This window comes from Streptomyces sp. ISL-12, from assembly GCF_018614415.1.
In the GTDB taxonomy this organism is placed as follows: Bacteria; Actinomycetota; Actinomycetes; order Streptomycetales; family Streptomycetaceae; genus Streptomyces.
In genome coordinates this window covers 1-14,683 of sequence record NZ_JAGGOO010000186.1, presented here as the reverse complement: position 1 = coordinate 14,683, position 14,683 = coordinate 1, and the positions used below count along the sequence as shown (strand labels likewise).

Below are 14,683 nucleotides of genomic sequence, written 5' to 3'. Positions count from 1 at the left end.
CACCCCCGCCAGCAGCATCACCAGCCCCGCCGCCACCGCCAGCAGCCACACCCGCCCGTCCAGTTCCGCGAGCCGCCCGAGGGTGACCGGCTCACCGGCGTCCACTCGCAGGAGGTCGTCCAGCGGATCGGGCAGCAGGCCGGCCAGTACGCCCGTCGCCCGCCCGTCCCACGGCACGAACAGGCCGATCGGGATGGCGAGCCACACCCCGTTCGGCGCCCCCAGCAGCGCCGCGCCGGCGATCCGCCGGGGGTGCTCGTCGCCGATCGCCGCGTACGCCGCCGCCGCGAGCCCCGCCACCACCGCCAGCACCGCCACCGCGACCAGCGCGGACGCGGCCGGCCGTACCACCCGGTGCGCGGCGTCCCAGCCACGCGGCAGGGGCGTACGGCGCGACGCCAGCAGCGCGATGAGCAGCACCCCCGCGGACCAGCCCAGCCCGCCCAGCAGCGTCGGCACGGTGTCCACGGTGAACCCGACCGCCGCCTCCGCGTCGGCGAGTTCCCTCAGCCGGTCGGGCAGCAGCCCGCCGACGTCCCCCAGCCCGGGAACCTCCAGACCGCCGCTGCCCCCGCCCCCGTCCCCGCCGGGCAGGTCGTCCAGCCCCAGCGAGCCCCCGTCGATCGTGATGACGTCGTGGCCCGCCCAGGCCAGCCCGCCCGTCATCGCCGTGAAGAGGGCGACCACCGCCCCCGTGCGGGCGACGAGTTCGGCGGGCGTCACGACAACTCCCGCAGCCCGCAACGATCGCAGGAAGAAGAAGGACAGCAGGAGTGCGCCCACCAGGCTCACGCCCAGTGGCGTGATCTCGATGGCGGAGCGCGCCTGCGCGCCCTCCAGCCCGAACACGGACACATCCCCGGACGGCGAGACCGAACCGCCCGCCCCGAGCGCCACAGCCGCCGCGGCCATCGGCCCCAACGAGGCCGCGTCGTCCGCTTCAAGAAGGTGCAGACCCAGCGCCGCCGTCCCCGCCATCCCGATCAACGCCCAGCTCACAGCGGCGATCGCGGACAGCAGTACGTCGCCCCACGGCACTTTCGCGCCGTGTTCCGCGACCGCCGCACTCCTGGACGCGCTCATGGCAGACCCCCCGATCCGCGCGGCGCGGCCGGGTCGCCGCGCATGTCCCCCTCGCGTGGATTACCACTCTCCGGGCTGGTTTCAACCCCGTCAACGGAGCCGGATGACGCGTTCTCGCCCGGTTCGCGCAAGGCCCGGCTTTCGGTCACGGGCCGTGCCTGAAATAGTTCCCCCCGATGTTCGACATCCCTAGACTCCCCGTGACGGGGGTACATCGGGGGACAACTCAGTGGGGCTTGGAGTGCCGGAACTCGTACTGGAATCAAACGGGCAGACCTGGACACTCGATCCGTCCAGGTCGTACAACCTCGGGCGTGATCCCCAGGGGGACATAGTGTTCGACGACGCCAGGGTCTCCTGGCGTCACGCCACCGTCCGTTTCGACACCCGAAGTTGGGTGATCGAGGACAACGGCAGCACCAACGGGACGTTCGTGCAGGGCCGTCGGGTCCACCGGTCGGACCTGGTCCCCGGTACGGCCGTACACCTGGGCAATGCCACCGACGGCCCGCTCCTGAACCTGTCCGGCACGGCCACCCCCGTGGCCGCCCCGCAGGCACAGCCCGGCCGGCAGCCGTACGCGGACCAGGGAGCGGAACATGACGCTCCGGCCCCCTACCCGGACCCCGAGTCCTACCCGGACCCCGAGTCCTACCCGGACCCCGAGTCCTACCCGGACCCGAAGTCCTACCCGGACCCGAAGTCCTACCCGGACCCCGAGCCCTACCGGCAACCGGCCCCCTACCGGCAGCCGCAACTCCACAAACACCCCGCCCCCCACATCCCGCAGCAACACGGCGCGGGCGGCGCAGGCGGCGCAGGCGGCCCAGGCAACGCGGACACCGACGGCCCGGCGGGCACGCCGCCGCCCTACGGTGACCGCAGCCCCACCACGTTCCACCACATCTCCCTCGGCCGGGTGATGCGCATCGGCCGCGCCCTGGAGAACGACCTGGTCGTCTCCGACCTCCAGGTCTCCCGCAGCCACGCCGAGTTCCGCTCGACGCCCGACGGCCGCATGGAGATCCGCGACCTCGGCTCGCACAACGGCACGTACGTCAACGGCCAGCCGATCGACAAGGGCGGCTCCCGGCTCCTCGGCTCCGCCGACATCGTGGGCGTCGGCCACTCCACGTTCCGGATCGTCGGCGACCGCCTGGAGGAGTTCGTCGACACCGGCGAGGTCACCTTCTCCGCCCGCCGGCTGACCGTCACCGTCGAGGGCGGCAAGCAGATCCTCAAGGACGTCTCCTTCGGCGTACCGGAGAAGTCGCTGATCGCGGTCATCGGACCGTCCGGTTCCGGCAAGTCGACCCTGCTCAAGGCGCTCACCGGCTACCGCCCCGCGAACGAGGGCGAGGTCCTCTACGACGGCCGGAACCTGTACAAGCAGTTCGCCGAACTGCGCCAGCGCATCGGTCTGGTCCCGCAGGACGACATCCTGCACAAGGAGCTGACCGTCCAGAAGGCCCTCACCTACGCCGCCAAGCTCCGCTTCCCGGCCGACACCACGGGCGAGGAGCGCGCGGCCCGCATAGCCGAGGTGCTGCGCGAGCTGAAGCTCGACGTCCACAAGGACAAGAAGGTCACGTCCCTCTCCGGCGGCCAGCGCAAGCGCGTCTCCGTCGCCCTGGAACTGCTCACCAAGCCGTCGCTGATCTTCCTGGACGAGCCGACCAGCGGCCTCGACCCGGGCATGGACCGCGACGTGATGCAGTTGCTGCGCGGCCTGGCCGACGACGGTCGTACCGTCCTCGTCGTCACCCACTCGGTGGCCGAGCTGGCCCTCTGCGACAAACTCCTGGTACTCGCGCCGGGCGGTTCCGTCGCCTACTTCGGCCCGTCCGAGGAGGCGCTGAACTTCTTCGGCTACGACACCTGGGCCGATGTCTTCTCCGCCTTCGAGAACTACCGCGACTACGACTGGGCGGGCCGCTGGAAGGGCTCGCAGCACTACCAGATGTACGCCGCCGACCTGGACGCGGTGGCGGCACAGTCCGTGGCGATGCCGCCGATGCAGGCGATGCGACCGCCGAAGCCGCAGGGCTGGACGGCACAGTTCGCCACCCTGGTACGGCGCTACGTCTCGGTGATCGCGTCCGACAAAGGCTTCCTCGCCCTGATGGTGATCCTGCCGGCCGTCCTCGGCGCGGTCAGCCTGCCCATCGACTGGGGCACGAGCCTGCTGCCCAACCCGGTGGACGAGCGGACCGGGCAGCCCACCCCGAACAGCACCGCCACCACGGTCCTGCTGATCCTCGCGGTCGGCGCCTGCTTCGCCGGCGCGGCCAACTCCGTCCGCGAGCTGATCAAGGAACGGGTCATCTACGAGCGGGAACGCGCGACCGGCCTGTCACGCTCCGCGTACCTGATGTCCAAGGTCTTCGTCCTCGGTGTGATCACCGTGTTCCAGGGGCTGCTGGTCGGCGTCATCGGCTTCTCCACCCGGAAGATCCCCGAGGAGGGCGTGGTCCTCGGCGGCCTCACCCTCCTCGAACTCTCCCTGCCGATCATGGCGCTGGGCTTCACCTCGATGATGTTCGGCCTGATCATCTCCGCGCTGGTGAGGACAGCCGAGAAGACCATGCCGCTGCTGGTCATGTTCGCCATCGTCCAGGTCGTCTTCACGGGCTGCCTGTTCGCCCTGAACGGCGCGGTCGGCGTCAACCAGCTCTCGTACCTGATGCCGTCGCGCTGGGCGGTCGCCGCGGCCGGCGCCACGCTGGACTTCAACCGGATCAGCCCGCCGGAGGCAGGCACCGGCGCCGACCCGCTGTGGGAGCACACCGCCGCCGCCTGGAGCATGGACATGGCCGCCGTACTGGCCCTCGGCGTGATCTGCGGCCTCTTCGTGGCCCGCTTCCTGCGCCGCCACGAGCCCGAGGTCATGCGCAAGTAGACCGCCCCCGCACAGCCCGAAGGGCGGCACCCCAGCAGAGGGGTGCCGCCCTTCGGCACGACGGTGTCACGCGGGCGCGTGACGGGTCACACAGGCATACGGGAAGAGGTCCGCGCTGACCTCAGTACGCGCTGTTGACGTTGTCGATGGTGCCGTACTTGTCGGCCGCGTAGTTGGCCGCGGCGGTGATGTTGGCCACCGGGTCGTAGATGTCCCAGGAGGTACCGGCCACGTGGTACGCCTTGAAGGTCGGCGGGATCACCTGGAGCAGGCCCTTGGACGGGACGCCGTTGATGGCGTTGATGTCCCAGTCGTTGATGGCCTTCGGGTTGCCCGAGGACTCACGCATGATGTTCTTGTGCAGGCCGTTGTAGGAGCCGGGGATGCCCTTCTCCTTCATGATGTCCAGGGCCTCGCTGATCCAGCCGTTCAGGTTGTTCGCGTAGCTCTTGGTGCTGACCTGCTTCACCTCGGCGCGCTCGGCGGACCGGCTGGTGGACTCCTTGGCGGCACGCTCCTTGGCGGCGCTCGCCTCGGCCTTCTTCTTGGCGTCGGCGGCGGCCTGCTTCTTCGCGTCGATGGCCGCGACCTTCTCGCTGGCGCCGGCGAGCTGGTCGGTGACGGACGCCTTGACGTCCTTGATCTGCTCGGAGCTGTACGCCACCTTGGCCGCCGGGGCGGCCTCGCTCGTGGCGGTCGTGTGGCCGCTGGCGGGCACCGCGGAGAACGCGAGGGCGGCGGCACCGAGGGTGCCGACACCGGCTATGGCGATCTTGTGGTTGCGGGTCAGGGAACGACTATGGCCACGGGTGAGGATGTTCTTGGGCATGGCGGGATAGACCTCTTCGAGTTGCGCGGAGGTCGCTCTCGTCCTGCGTCAGTACAGGGGTGGTTTCCGTGCTTCCGGCACGAACACCGTGGTTCACAGCCCACGGCACCGAGCGACGTGAGCAATTCTTAGCGGTCGCAAAATCGGCTGGCAAAGGTGTGACGTACGAAGCCGGGTAGTGGATCAGAGGCAGGAGAAACCGGGCGGAATGGACCATTCGGCCGGTCAAATCAGACGAGTCGTCCTCCTACTCCTCTTCGTACGTGATCTGTGCCCTATGCGCGGCCTCACACCCACCCCCCTGCCGTCTCACTGCGAGTTGCTGAAGCAATGCGATCCGTGAGTGACTGCGGACCCGTCCACGGCACGAGGACACGGACGGGCCGCGAACACACCGCCCGGCCCCTCGGGCAGCCGTACCTCTGCCTCCACGCGTCGCGCACGCGCGCGCGTGAGAAGCCGACCACAGCGGCCCCCGCCGCCACGGTCCGGCCGACGCCCCGCACGCGCGCGTAGGGGCCCGGTCGCCGGCATGCGGCCGTCAGGGCCGGTCATCGCCTCCCGCGCGCGGGAGACCGCGACGCGCACCGCCGGTGACCGGCCCGCCGCACGTGTGCGGAACGTGTCGGCCACCGGCCGATCCTCCGCCGGGTCCGGCCATACCGCCCGGGACCGCCGGGGCGCGCCCGGGGCCGCCCGGGACCTCCGCCCTAGGACCACCGAACCGCCTCACCGCCCGCCACAGGTCCGATCCGCGCTGTCACACCCCGCCGGTACCGTGAGGTCATGAGTCACGGCCCCCGGTCCGGCCTCGCCGCGGTCAGCTCCGCGCTGCTGGCCATGAGCAGGCACCTGGAGGTGCGCGACGTCCTCAAGACGATCGTCGCCTCGGCCCGCGAACTGCTCGACGCGCGGTACGCGGCCCTCGGCGTCCCCGACGACCACGGCGGCTTCGCCCAGTTCGTGGTGGACGGCGTCGGCGACGAGCAGTGGAAGGCCATCGGCCCTCTGCCCCGCCAGCACGGCATCCTCGCCGCGATGCTGCACGACGCCCGCCCCCAGCGCCTGGCCGACGTCCGAGAGGACCCCCGCTTCGGCGGCTGGCCGTCCGCCCACCCCGAGCTCGCCGACTTCCTCGGCCTGCCGATCCGCGACGGCGACGAGGTCATCGGCGCGCTCTTCCTGGCCAACAAGAACTGCGACACACCGCGGACCGGCTGCGGTTTCACCCAGGACGACGAGGAACTGCTCGGCATCCTCGCCCAGCACGCCGCCATCGCCCTCACCAACGCCCGCCTCTACGAGCGCAGCCGCGAACTGACCATCGCCGAGGAACGCACCCGCCTCGCCCACGAACTGCACGACGCGGTCAGCCAGAAACTGTTCTCCCTCCGCCTCACCGCCCAGGCCGCCGCCCGCCTGGTGGACCGCGACCCCGCCCGCGCCAAGGACGAGCTCCAGCAGGTGGCCGCCCTGGCCGCCGAGGCCACGGACGAGCTGCGCGCCGCCGTCGTCGAGCTGCGCCCCGCCGCCCTGGACGAGGACGGCCTCGTCGCCACCCTGCGCACCCACGTCCAGGTCCTCGACCGCGCCCACACCGCGCGCGTGACCTTCACCGGCCACGGCGTCCGGGCACTGCCCGCCGCCCAGGAGGAGGCCGCGCTGCGCGTCGCCCAGGAGGCACTGCACAACGCCCTGCGGCACTCCGGCGCGGAGCACGTCGACGTGACGCTGCACCGGGCCGGGGCGGGCGCCGTGCTGCGGGTCACGGACGACGGCAGCGGCTTCGACCCGCAGGCCGTGCACCGCGCGGGACGCCATCTGGGCCTGGTCTCCATGCGGGACCGGGCGAGCGGCGTCGGCGGCAGCCTGACCATTGAATCGGCGCCCGGCAAGGGCACCACGATCACGATGGAGGTCCCCGGTGGCTGAAGCGATCAAGGTGCTGCTCGTCGACGACCACCAGGTGGTCCGCCGCGGCCTGCGCACCTTCCTGGAGGTCCAGGACGACATCGAGGTGGTCGGAGAGGCCGCGGACGGCGCCGAAGGAGTCGCCCGGGCCACGGAGCTGGACCCCGACGTCATCCTCATGGACGTCAAGATGCCGGGCATGGACGGCGTGGAGGCCCTGCGCCGGCTCCGCGCACTCGGCCACCCCGCGCGCGTACTGATCGTCACCAGCTTCACCGAGCAGCGCACGGTCGTCCCGGCCCTGCGCGCGGGCGCCGCCGGGTACGTCTACAAGGACGTCGACCCCGACGCGCTCGCCGGCGCCATCCGCTCGGTGCACGCCGGGCACATCCTGCTCCAGCCCGAGGTCGCCGGCACCCTGCTCTCGGCCGAGGGCGCCGGGCCCGGCCACGGCAGGGCCGGTTCCCTCACGGACCGGGAGCGCGAGGTGCTGGGCCTGATAGCGGACGGCCGATCCAACCGGGAGATCGCCCGTGCCCTGGTCCTCTCCGAGAAGACGGTGAAGACCCACGTCTCCAACATCCTCATGAAACTCGACCTCGCGGACCGCACCCAGGCCGCCCTGTGGGCCGTACGCCACGGCAGTGCGGAGGGTTCCGTTCCGGAGTGAGATTCATACCGTCGTGGGAATGCCCCCCGAATGGCGCAACCTCCGGCGGACGCCGCCGTTCTCCAGTGCGTGCCGCGGCGCCTGCCGCGGTGATCGCAAGGAGGGGTTGTACGTGAAGAACCTGAAGAAGGCAGCGGCCGTGACGATGGTGGCCGGCGGGCTGGTTGCCGCCGGTGCCGGCATGGCCTCCGCCACCCCGGGTGGTGCCGGTGCCCACGGCGAGGCCATCGGCTCCCCGGGCGTCGTCTCGGGCAACGTCGTCCAGGCGCCGATCCACATCCCGGTCAACGCCGTGGGCAACAGCGTGAACGTGATCGGCGTCCTGAACCCGGCCTTCGGCAACGAGGGCGTCAACCACTGACGGTCGCCGCCACGGGGGTGCCGTACGCCTCGTCGGCCTGCGGGCGGCCGCCCCGCCGACCTGCGGGGCAACCGTGCCGCGGGCGGCACGGGACGGGCGCGGACGGCACCCCGTCGACGCACGCCGGGCCGGGGCGACCCGGCCGGTCCGCACCGACGCCGGCCACCGACCCAGGGACGTCATCCCCGCTCGCGTTCCTCCACGACGGAGTTGTACGCCGCCACCAACGCCCGTCGAGCCGTCCGCTCCACCGGCCGTAGCGCATGCTGACGCGCCGCCATCTCGGACGCGCTCACCGCGCCCCCGTGCCCGTTCTCGTACGCCAGCGAGACCAGCGCGCCGACCCGCTGAGCCAGCTCCAGCACCCGCACCGCCCGCGGCGGATACCCCGGCGCCAGCACCTCGCGCCCCGCCTCCGCCCGCGCCCGGTACGCGGCGACCGCCGCCTCCGCCACCGGCCCCGACCCGGCCACGTCGAGCCGCGTCAGCACCTCGGTCGCCTCCCGGAGCGCCTCCGCCAACTCCCGCTCGGCCTCCGACAACGACGGCACGTCCGCGGGCGGCGCCTCGCGCACCGGCAGACAGTGCCAGACGACCTCCACATGGACATCGCCCTCGGGGCCCGCCTCGTACACCTCGGGCACCAGCCCCAGCGCCGCCCCGTGACAGACCACCGCCTCCTCGGCCTCCAGCGCCCGCGCGTTGAACTCCGGCGGCCCGCTCAGCCCCAGCGGATGCCCCGGCGCCGGCAGCGCGACGCGCAGCCCGGTCACCCCGAGCGCCCGCAACCGGCCCAGCGCCAGCGTCAGCCCGACCGGCGCCGACTCACCCGGCAGCCCCGCCACGCGGTGCACCGCGTCCTCGCCGACGATCGCCAGCACGGCGTCATCCGGCGAGACAACTCCGACAAGTAGTGCGTTTCCCCAGGCGGCGAGCCGTCCTGCGCGTGGTTCCGTGAGCATGCCCACCACCCTAGAGCGCCCCGGGCGGACCACCGAGGCGTCCCGACGCCCCGCGCCCCCTCTCCCGAGACGACCGACGGCGACCCCGCACGACCCCACGCCGACCCGTCGGAGGCACCCTGGAGACCGGCCCGATGGAACGGCCGAGCCGACCGGTGGCGTAGATTTCGTAGCGGGCGGCGCCCACCGGCGCGGCCGACCGAGCCACAGGCGTACGCGACAGCCGAGACCGGCCACACTGTAAGGGGAGACAACGCGCTCATGAGCGATGTTCTGGAGCTTCAGGACGTATCCGTGGTCCGTGAGGGCCGGGCTCTGGTGGACCAGGTCTCCTGGTCGGTCAAGGAGGGCGAGCGCTGGGTGATCCTCGGCCCCAACGGCGCCGGCAAGACCACCCTCCTCAACCTCGCCTCCAGTTACCTCTTCCCCAGCCAGGGCACCGCCACCATCCTCGGCGAGACCCTCGGCAAGCCGGGCACCGACGTCTTCGAACTGCGCCCCCGCATCGGCATGGCCGGCATCGCCATGACCGAGAAGCTGCCCAAGCGCCAGACCGTCCTGGAGACCGTGCTGACCGCCGCGTACGGCATGACGGCCACGTGGCAGGAGGACTACGAGGAGATCGACGAGCAGCGCGCCCGCGCCTTCCTCGACCGCCTCGGCATGACCGAGTTCCTCGACCGGAAGTTCGGCACCCTCTCCGAGGGCGAACGCAAGCGCACCCTCATCGCCCGCGCCCTGATGACCGACCCCGAACTGCTCCTCCTCGACGAGCCCGCCGCCGGCCTCGACCTCGGTGGCCGCGAGGACCTCGTACGCCGCCTCGGCCGCCTCGCCCGCGACCCGATCGCCCCCTCGATGATCATGGTCACCCACCACGTCGAGGAGATCGCCCCCGGCTTCACCCACGTCCTGATGATCCGTCAGGGCAAGGTGCTGGCCGCCGGGCCGCTGGAGTTGGAGCTGACCTCCCGCAACCTCTCCCTCTGCTTCGGCCTCCCGCTCGTCGTGGAACAGGTCGGCGACCGCTGGACCGCACAGGGTCTCCCGCTCACCTGACCCACCCCGCCCCGGCCCGACCCACTCCGTCCCCTTTGCGCCCTGTCCCCGCAGCGACCCCCGGACCTACCATGACCATGTGAACGACATCGACGCATGGGTGTGGTGGCTCGTCGCCGCGGCAGCACTCGGAATCCCCCTCGTCGTGACCGCGATGCCGGAGTTCGGCATGCTCGCCGTGGGCGCCGTCGCCGCGGCGATCGCCTCCGGGATCGGGGCCGGCGTCGTCGTACAGGTCCTCGTCTTCGTCATCGTCTCGGTCGCCCTCATAGCGGTGGTGCGCCCGATCGCGGCCCGGCACCGCAAGGACCGCCCCCAACTCCTCTCGGGCGTCGAGGCGTTGAAGGGCAGACAGGCCGTCGTCCTCGAACGCGTCGACGGCTCCGGCGGCCGGGTCAAGCTGGCCGGCGAGATCTGGTCGGCCCGCTCCCTCGACACCGCACGCGCCTACGACGTGGGACAGGAGGTGGACGTCGTGGACATCGAGGGCGCGACCGCGATCATCATGTGACGACGCACCACCCAAGTGGGCGAACAGCCCCCGAGGCGGGCGACGGTCTGTCAGACTCGACCAGCAAGATCCTCAACAGCCGTAAGATCAACAGCCGTAAGATCAGCAGCAGTCAGGATCTGCCAAGAGCGCCGAGGCGGAGAAGGGTACGGGAACGACCATGCAACCGGTCATCATCGTCTTGATCATCCTGGTGGTGTTGGTCTTCATCGCCCTGATCAAGACGATCCAGGTCATCCCACAGGCCAGCGCCGCCATCGTCGAGCGCTTCGGCCGCTACACACGCACGCTGAACGCGGGCCTCAACATCGTCGTCCCGTTCATCGACACCATCCGCAACCGCATCGACCTGCGCGAACAGGTCGTCCCGTTCCCGCCGCAGCCGGTGATCACCCAGGACAACCTGGTCGTCAACATCGACACGGTCATCTACTACCAGGTCACCGACGCCCGCGCCGCGACCTACGAGGTCGCCAGCTACATCCAGGCGATCGAGCAGCTCACCGTCACCACCCTGCGCAACATCATCGGCGGCATGGACCTGGAGCGGACCCTGACCTCCCGCGAGGAGATCAACGCGGCCCTGCGCGGCGTCCTCGACGAGGCCACCGGCAAGTGGGGCATCCGCGTCAACCGCGTCGAGCTGAAGGCGATCGAGCCGCCCACCTCCATCCAGGACTCGATGGAGAAGCAGATGCGCGCCGACCGCGACAAGCGCGCCGCGATCCTCCAGGCCGAAGGTGTCCGGCAGTCCGAGATCCTGCGCGCCGAGGGCGAGAAGCAGTCCCAGATCCTGCGCGCCGAAGGTGAGGCCAAGGCCGCGGCCCTGCGCGCCGAGGGCGAGGCCCAGGCCGTCCGTACGGTCTTCGAGGCCATCCACGCCGGTGACCCGGACCAGAAGCTGCTCTCGTACCAGTACCTCCAGATGCTGCCGAAGATCGCCGAGGGCGACGCCAACAAGCTCTGGATCGTCCCCAGCGAGATCGGCGACGCCCTCAAGGGCCTGTCCGGCGCCATGGGCAACTTCGGCGGCCTGGGCGGCGGTCCGGCCACCGGCACCGTCCCGCCCCAGGAGCGCCGCGAGAAGCCGTCCATCGACTGACGCGCCCCGAAAGGGGCGCGGGGCTGTATCGATGTGCGACTCCGCCGCGTGGGTGCGACCAGCCACACCCCACCCGCAGTCGGTGAAAAACCGCGCCCCTACGGCGAAACCGTCAAGCCGCGTCCAGAACCAACCAGTCCGGCAGCGCGGCGAAGTCCTCCCGCCCCAACGCCAGCAACATCGCATCCGCGGGAGTCGGCTCGAAAGGCTGACGCAGCAACGGCATCCCCGCCTGCTCGGGCGTCCGGTTGGCCTTGCGGTGATTGTCCTCCGCGCAGGAGGCCACCGTGTTCAGCCAGGTGTCCTGCCCGCCGTGCGACCGCGGCACCACGTGGTCCACGGTCGTCGCCCGCCGCCCGCAGTACGCGCACCGGTGCCGGTCCCGGACCAGCACCCCCCGCCGCGACCACGGCGCACGTCTTCGGAAGGGCACCCGTACGTATTGGCACAGCCTGATCACCCGGGGCGCCGGTATGTCCAGCGCGGCTCCGCGCATCCGCAGTTCGGGGTGGGCCTGCTCGACGACGGCCTTGTCCTGCAGCACCAGAACGACGGCTCGGTTCAACGTCACCGTAGACAGCGGCTCGAAGCTCGCGTTCAGCACCAGCGTGTCCCGCATACCAGCCCACCTCCCGTGCGCACCGGCCCACCCCCTGGCGGGCTGGATCAACTCTGGCCGGGCACGCCGGGATGGACAACGCAATAAAAATGCCCGTCCCTGATCACTTCCAAGACCAGGGACGGGCAAACGTTCCATGAACGCTCACATGCGGATCAGCCTTCGGCGGACACCTCGTACTCACCGATCAACTGCGCCCGCGCGATCGCGTGGAACCGCAGGTTGAAGCCGACGAACGCCGGAGTCGCCTCGGCGTCCGGACCCAGCTTCTCCTGGTCCACGGCGTACACCGTGAACACGTACCGGTGCGGCCCGTCCCCGGCCGGCGGAGCGGCACCGCCGAAGTCCTTGCTGCCGTAGTCGTTACGCGCCTGTACGGCACCGTCCGGCAACCCTTCGAACTTCCCGCTGCCCGCACCCGCCGGCAGCTCCGTCACCGAGGCCGGGATGTCGAACACCACCCAGTGCCAGAACCCGCTCCCCGTGGGCGCGTCCGGGTCGTAGCAGGTCACGGCAAAGCTCTTGGTCTCGGGCGGAAAGCCCTCCCACCGCAAATGCGGCGAGGTGTTGCCGGCCGCGTAGACCTGAGCCTCCTTGAGCGTCGCCCCTTCCTGTACGTCCTCACTCGTCACCGTGAACGCCGGCACGGGCGGGTGGAAGTCATGGGGGAGCGGCCGCCGCTTGAGCTCGGTCACCTCGGTACCTCCTGATCGGGTTCGTCTCGTCGCTTCCCGAGCCTAGAACCAGTTCCGCTTGCTGCCGACCTCGGACAGCCACTGGTTGAGGTACGCCGCCCAGTCGGTCCCCTGGTAGTCGTGGAGCCCGACCTGGAACGACCGGAACGTGTCGCTGCCCTCGCTGAACAGCCCCGGCTTCTTGTCCATCTCCAGGATGACGTCCATCGCCTGCTCGTCGGCGACGAAGCTCAGCTCGACCTGGTTCAGCCCCCGGTACTGCTGCGGCGGCTGGAACTCCAGCTCCTGGTAGAACGGCAGCTGCTGCCGCGTCCCCCGGATGTGCCCGCGCTCCATGTCCGCGTTCTTGAAGCGGAAGCCCAGCTGGATGAACGCGTCCAGGATCGCCTTCTGCGCCGGCAGCGGGTGCACGTTGACCGGGTCCAGGTCACTGGAGTCGACGGCCCGCGCGATCGCCAGTTCGGTCGTCACCCCGATGTTCATCCCGCGCAGCGCCTGCCCGTCGATCATGGTGACCGGGGTCTCCCACGGAATCTCCAGACCGAACGGCACCGCGTGCACCGCCCCGGCCTGCAACTCGAAGGCACCCCCCAGGCTCGCCTTCGCGAACTCGATGTCCTGCTTGTACTCCTGGTCGCCGCTCTCCACCTCGACCTTGGCCTGGAGCCCGACCGACAGCCCCTCGATCTGCTGGTTCACGGACCCGCCCTGGATCCGCACCTCACCCTGGACGACGCCGCCCGGCACGACGTTCACCTCGTTCAGCACCGTCTCGACCGAGGCCCCGCCGGCTCCCAGACTCGCGAGCAGCTTCTTGAACGCCATGTCTCTCCCTCTCCAGCGCTTGCGCGTGAACCGAACCCTTGATCCCTACATACGCGATCCGGCCGTGGCCGGTTCCGCACCCCACCCTGACAAGCCGCCCGCGCCCTGACCACCCCACCGCCCGTACCGTCTGCGTTACGCTCGGACGGCATGATCGCGACCCTTGACCGTACGCCCCTGCCGAGGGAGTTCTTCGACCGCCCCGTCCTCGACGTGGCACCCGACCTCCTGGGCCGCGTCCTCGTCCGCACCACCCCGGACGGCCCGATCGCCCTCCGGCTGACAGAGGTCGAGGCCTACGACGGTCAGAACGACCCCGGCTCCCACGCCTACCGCGGTCGCACCGCCCGCAACGACGTGATGTTCGGTCCCCCCGGACACGTCTACGTCTACTTCACCTACGGCATGTGGTTCTGCATGAACCTGGTGTGCGGTCCCGAGGGGAGGGCGAGCGCGGTCCTGCTCCGCGCCGGCGAGATCGTCGAGGGAGCGGAACAGGCCCGGCCCCGTCGTCTCTCGGCCCGCAACGACAAGGAACTGGCCAAAGGTCCCGCCCGCCTGGCCACCGCCCTCGGTGTCGACCGGGCTCTGAACGGCACGGACGCCTGCACCGCCGCCGACACCCCGTTGCGCATCCTGACGGGCACGGCCGTACCCCGTGACCAGGTACGCAACGGCCCCCGTACAGGCGTGGCCGGCGACGGCGGGGTCCACCCCTGGCGCTACTGGATCGCCGACGACCCGACGGTGAGCCCCTACCGGGCGCATGTACCGAGGCGACGCCGAAGTTGACGCCCCCTTGCGCGCCCCGTAATGTAGTCCGAGCCGCTGAAGCGGGTACGGCGATCGCCAACACCCGGAAGCGGCCAACCCACTACCCAGCACAACCCCTCAGCGGGGTCCTCTCAGGCGTGTCCGCATGCCCGAACGGGAACTCGCGAAAGCCGATTATGAATCGGCAGGGCGACCCGCTAACGTAGTGAATGTCGAAAGGCCGACAGGCGAAAGTCCAAAGCCGATGACAATCCCGCCGACTGGGAATCAGGCCCGAAAGGATCTGATAGAGTCGGAAGCGCCGGAAAGGGAAACGCGGAAGCGGGAACCTGGAAAGCACCGAGGAAATCGGATCGGAAAAAGATCTGATAGAGTCGGAAACG

14 protein-coding genes are annotated in these 14,683 nt (G+C 70.6%); 8 read left to right on the top strand and 6 right to left on the bottom strand.

Going from position 1 to position 14,683, the window contains the following annotated elements; all coding sequences use genetic code 11:
• Positions 1-1,083: streptophobe family protein (locus J7I94_RS36670; protein WP_251076276.1), on the bottom strand; the 1,083-nt coding region annotated here is incomplete at its 3' end.
• A 241-nt stretch (positions 1,084-1,324) separates the two neighbouring features.
• On the opposite strand from J7I94_RS36670, the gene J7I94_RS36665 reads away from it, so the two are divergent.
• Positions 1,325-3,982 carry an FHA domain-containing protein gene (locus J7I94_RS36665; protein ID WP_215174509.1) on the top strand — a complete coding sequence of 886 codons (2,658 nt, stop codon included), beginning with the start codon at positions 1,325-1,327 and terminating at the stop codon, positions 3,980-3,982.
• 121 nt (positions 3,983-4,103) lie between these two features.
• On the opposite strand, the gene J7I94_RS36660 is transcribed toward J7I94_RS36665, so the two are convergent.
• On the bottom strand, positions 4,104-4,811 hold the full coding sequence (locus tag J7I94_RS36660) for a transglycosylase SLT domain-containing protein (protein ID WP_215174507.1): 708 nt from the start codon (positions 4,809-4,811) through the stop codon (positions 4,104-4,106).
• 786 nt (positions 4,812-5,597) lie between these two features.
• Here J7I94_RS36660 and J7I94_RS36655 point away from each other — a divergent pair.
• The 3 genes from J7I94_RS36655 to chpE all read left to right on the top strand — a co-directional run bounded on the left by J7I94_RS36655 (position 5,598) and on the right by chpE (position 7,753).
• Positions 5,598-6,743, top strand: a complete 1,146-nt coding sequence (locus J7I94_RS36655; protein WP_215174505.1) for a GAF domain-containing sensor histidine kinase — start codon at positions 5,598-5,600, stop codon at positions 6,741-6,743.
• The gene (locus tag J7I94_RS36650; RefSeq protein ID WP_215174503.1) at positions 6,736-7,392 is read left to right on the top strand and encodes a response regulator transcription factor; all 657 of its coding nucleotides are present in this window, start codon (positions 6,736-6,738) and stop codon (positions 7,390-7,392) included. Before J7I94_RS36655 ends, J7I94_RS36650 begins: the two co-directional genes overlap by 8 nt.
• Before the next feature lie 112 nt (positions 7,393-7,504).
• Complete coding sequence (gene chpE / locus J7I94_RS36645) at positions 7,505-7,753, top strand: chaplin ChpE (protein ID WP_215174501.1); 249 nt, start codon at positions 7,505-7,507, stop codon at positions 7,751-7,753.
• A gap of 179 nt (positions 7,754-7,932) precedes the next feature.
• Here the strand turns inward: chpE and J7I94_RS36640 are convergent, their stop codons facing one another.
• Complete coding sequence (locus J7I94_RS36640) at positions 7,933-8,715, bottom strand: hypothetical protein (RefSeq protein WP_215174499.1); 783 nt, start codon at positions 8,713-8,715, stop codon at positions 7,933-7,935.
• A 261-nt stretch (positions 8,716-8,976) separates the two neighbouring features.
• Between J7I94_RS36640 and J7I94_RS36635 the strand changes: the two genes are divergently transcribed.
• The 3 genes from J7I94_RS36635 to J7I94_RS36625 all read left to right on the top strand — a co-directional run bounded on the left by J7I94_RS36635 (position 8,977) and on the right by J7I94_RS36625 (position 11,387).
• A complete protein-coding gene (locus J7I94_RS36635; protein WP_215174497.1) occupies positions 8,977-9,774 on the top strand; it encodes an ABC transporter ATP-binding protein in 798 nt (265 codons plus the stop codon).
• 79 nt (positions 9,775-9,853) lie between these two features.
• Positions 9,854-10,285, top strand: a complete 432-nt coding sequence (locus J7I94_RS36630; RefSeq protein ID WP_215174495.1) for an NfeD family protein — start codon at positions 9,854-9,856, stop codon at positions 10,283-10,285.
• 160 nt (positions 10,286-10,445) lie between these two features.
• The gene (locus J7I94_RS36625) at positions 10,446-11,387 is read left to right on the top strand and encodes an SPFH domain-containing protein (RefSeq protein WP_215174493.1); all 942 of its coding nucleotides are present in this window, start codon (positions 10,446-10,448) and stop codon (positions 11,385-11,387) included.
• A 112-nt stretch (positions 11,388-11,499) separates the two neighbouring features.
• Here J7I94_RS36625 and J7I94_RS36620 read toward each other — a convergent pair whose 3' ends face one another.
• The 3 genes from J7I94_RS36620 to J7I94_RS36610 form a co-directional block, all read right to left on the bottom strand.
• A complete protein-coding gene (locus J7I94_RS36620) occupies positions 11,500-12,006 on the bottom strand; it encodes an HNH endonuclease (protein ID WP_215174490.1) in 507 nt (168 codons plus the stop codon).
• Positions 12,007-12,161: 155 nt separating this feature from the next.
• The gene (locus J7I94_RS36615) at positions 12,162-12,701 is read right to left on the bottom strand and encodes a YbhB/YbcL family Raf kinase inhibitor-like protein (protein ID WP_215174488.1); all 540 of its coding nucleotides are present in this window, start codon (positions 12,699-12,701) and stop codon (positions 12,162-12,164) included.
• 42 nt (positions 12,702-12,743) lie between these two features.
• On the bottom strand, positions 12,744-13,526 hold the full coding sequence (locus J7I94_RS36610) for a sporulation protein (protein ID WP_215174486.1): 783 nt from the start codon (positions 13,524-13,526) through the stop codon (positions 12,744-12,746).
• Between the two features lie 150 nt (positions 13,527-13,676).
• On the opposite strand from J7I94_RS36610, the gene J7I94_RS36605 reads away from it, so the two are divergent.
• Positions 13,677-14,318, top strand: coding sequence for a DNA-3-methyladenine glycosylase (locus J7I94_RS36605; protein WP_215174484.1), 642 nt, complete (start codon positions 13,677-13,679; stop codon positions 14,316-14,318).
• Positions 14,319-14,683: the final 365 nt, after the last annotated feature.

Excerpts from the sequence above, each read along its gene's own strand:
- J7I94_RS36660 (WP_215174507.1), bottom strand. The coding sequence starts at position 4,811 with ATGCCCAAGAACATCCTCACCCGTGGCCATAGTCGTTCCCTGACCCGC.
- J7I94_RS36655 (WP_215174505.1), top strand. The coding sequence starts at position 5,598 with ATGAGTCACGGCCCCCGGTCCGGCCTCGCCGCGGTCAGCTCCGCGCTG.
- J7I94_RS36640 (WP_215174499.1), bottom strand. The coding sequence starts at position 8,715 with ATGCTCACGGAACCACGCGCAGGACGGCTCGCCGCCTGGGGAAACGCA.
- J7I94_RS36635 (WP_215174497.1), top strand. The coding sequence starts at position 8,977 with ATGAGCGATGTTCTGGAGCTTCAGGACGTATCCGTGGTCCGTGAGGGC.
- J7I94_RS36625 (WP_215174493.1), top strand. The coding sequence starts at position 10,446 with ATGCAACCGGTCATCATCGTCTTGATCATCCTGGTGGTGTTGGTCTTC.
- J7I94_RS36620 (WP_215174490.1), bottom strand. The coding sequence starts at position 12,006 with ATGCGGGACACGCTGGTGCTGAACGCGAGCTTCGAGCCGCTGTCTACG.
- J7I94_RS36610 (WP_215174486.1), bottom strand. The coding sequence starts at position 13,526 with ATGGCGTTCAAGAAGCTGCTCGCGAGTCTGGGAGCCGGCGGGGCCTCG.
- J7I94_RS36605 (WP_215174484.1), top strand. The coding sequence starts at position 13,677 with ATGATCGCGACCCTTGACCGTACGCCCCTGCCGAGGGAGTTCTTCGAC.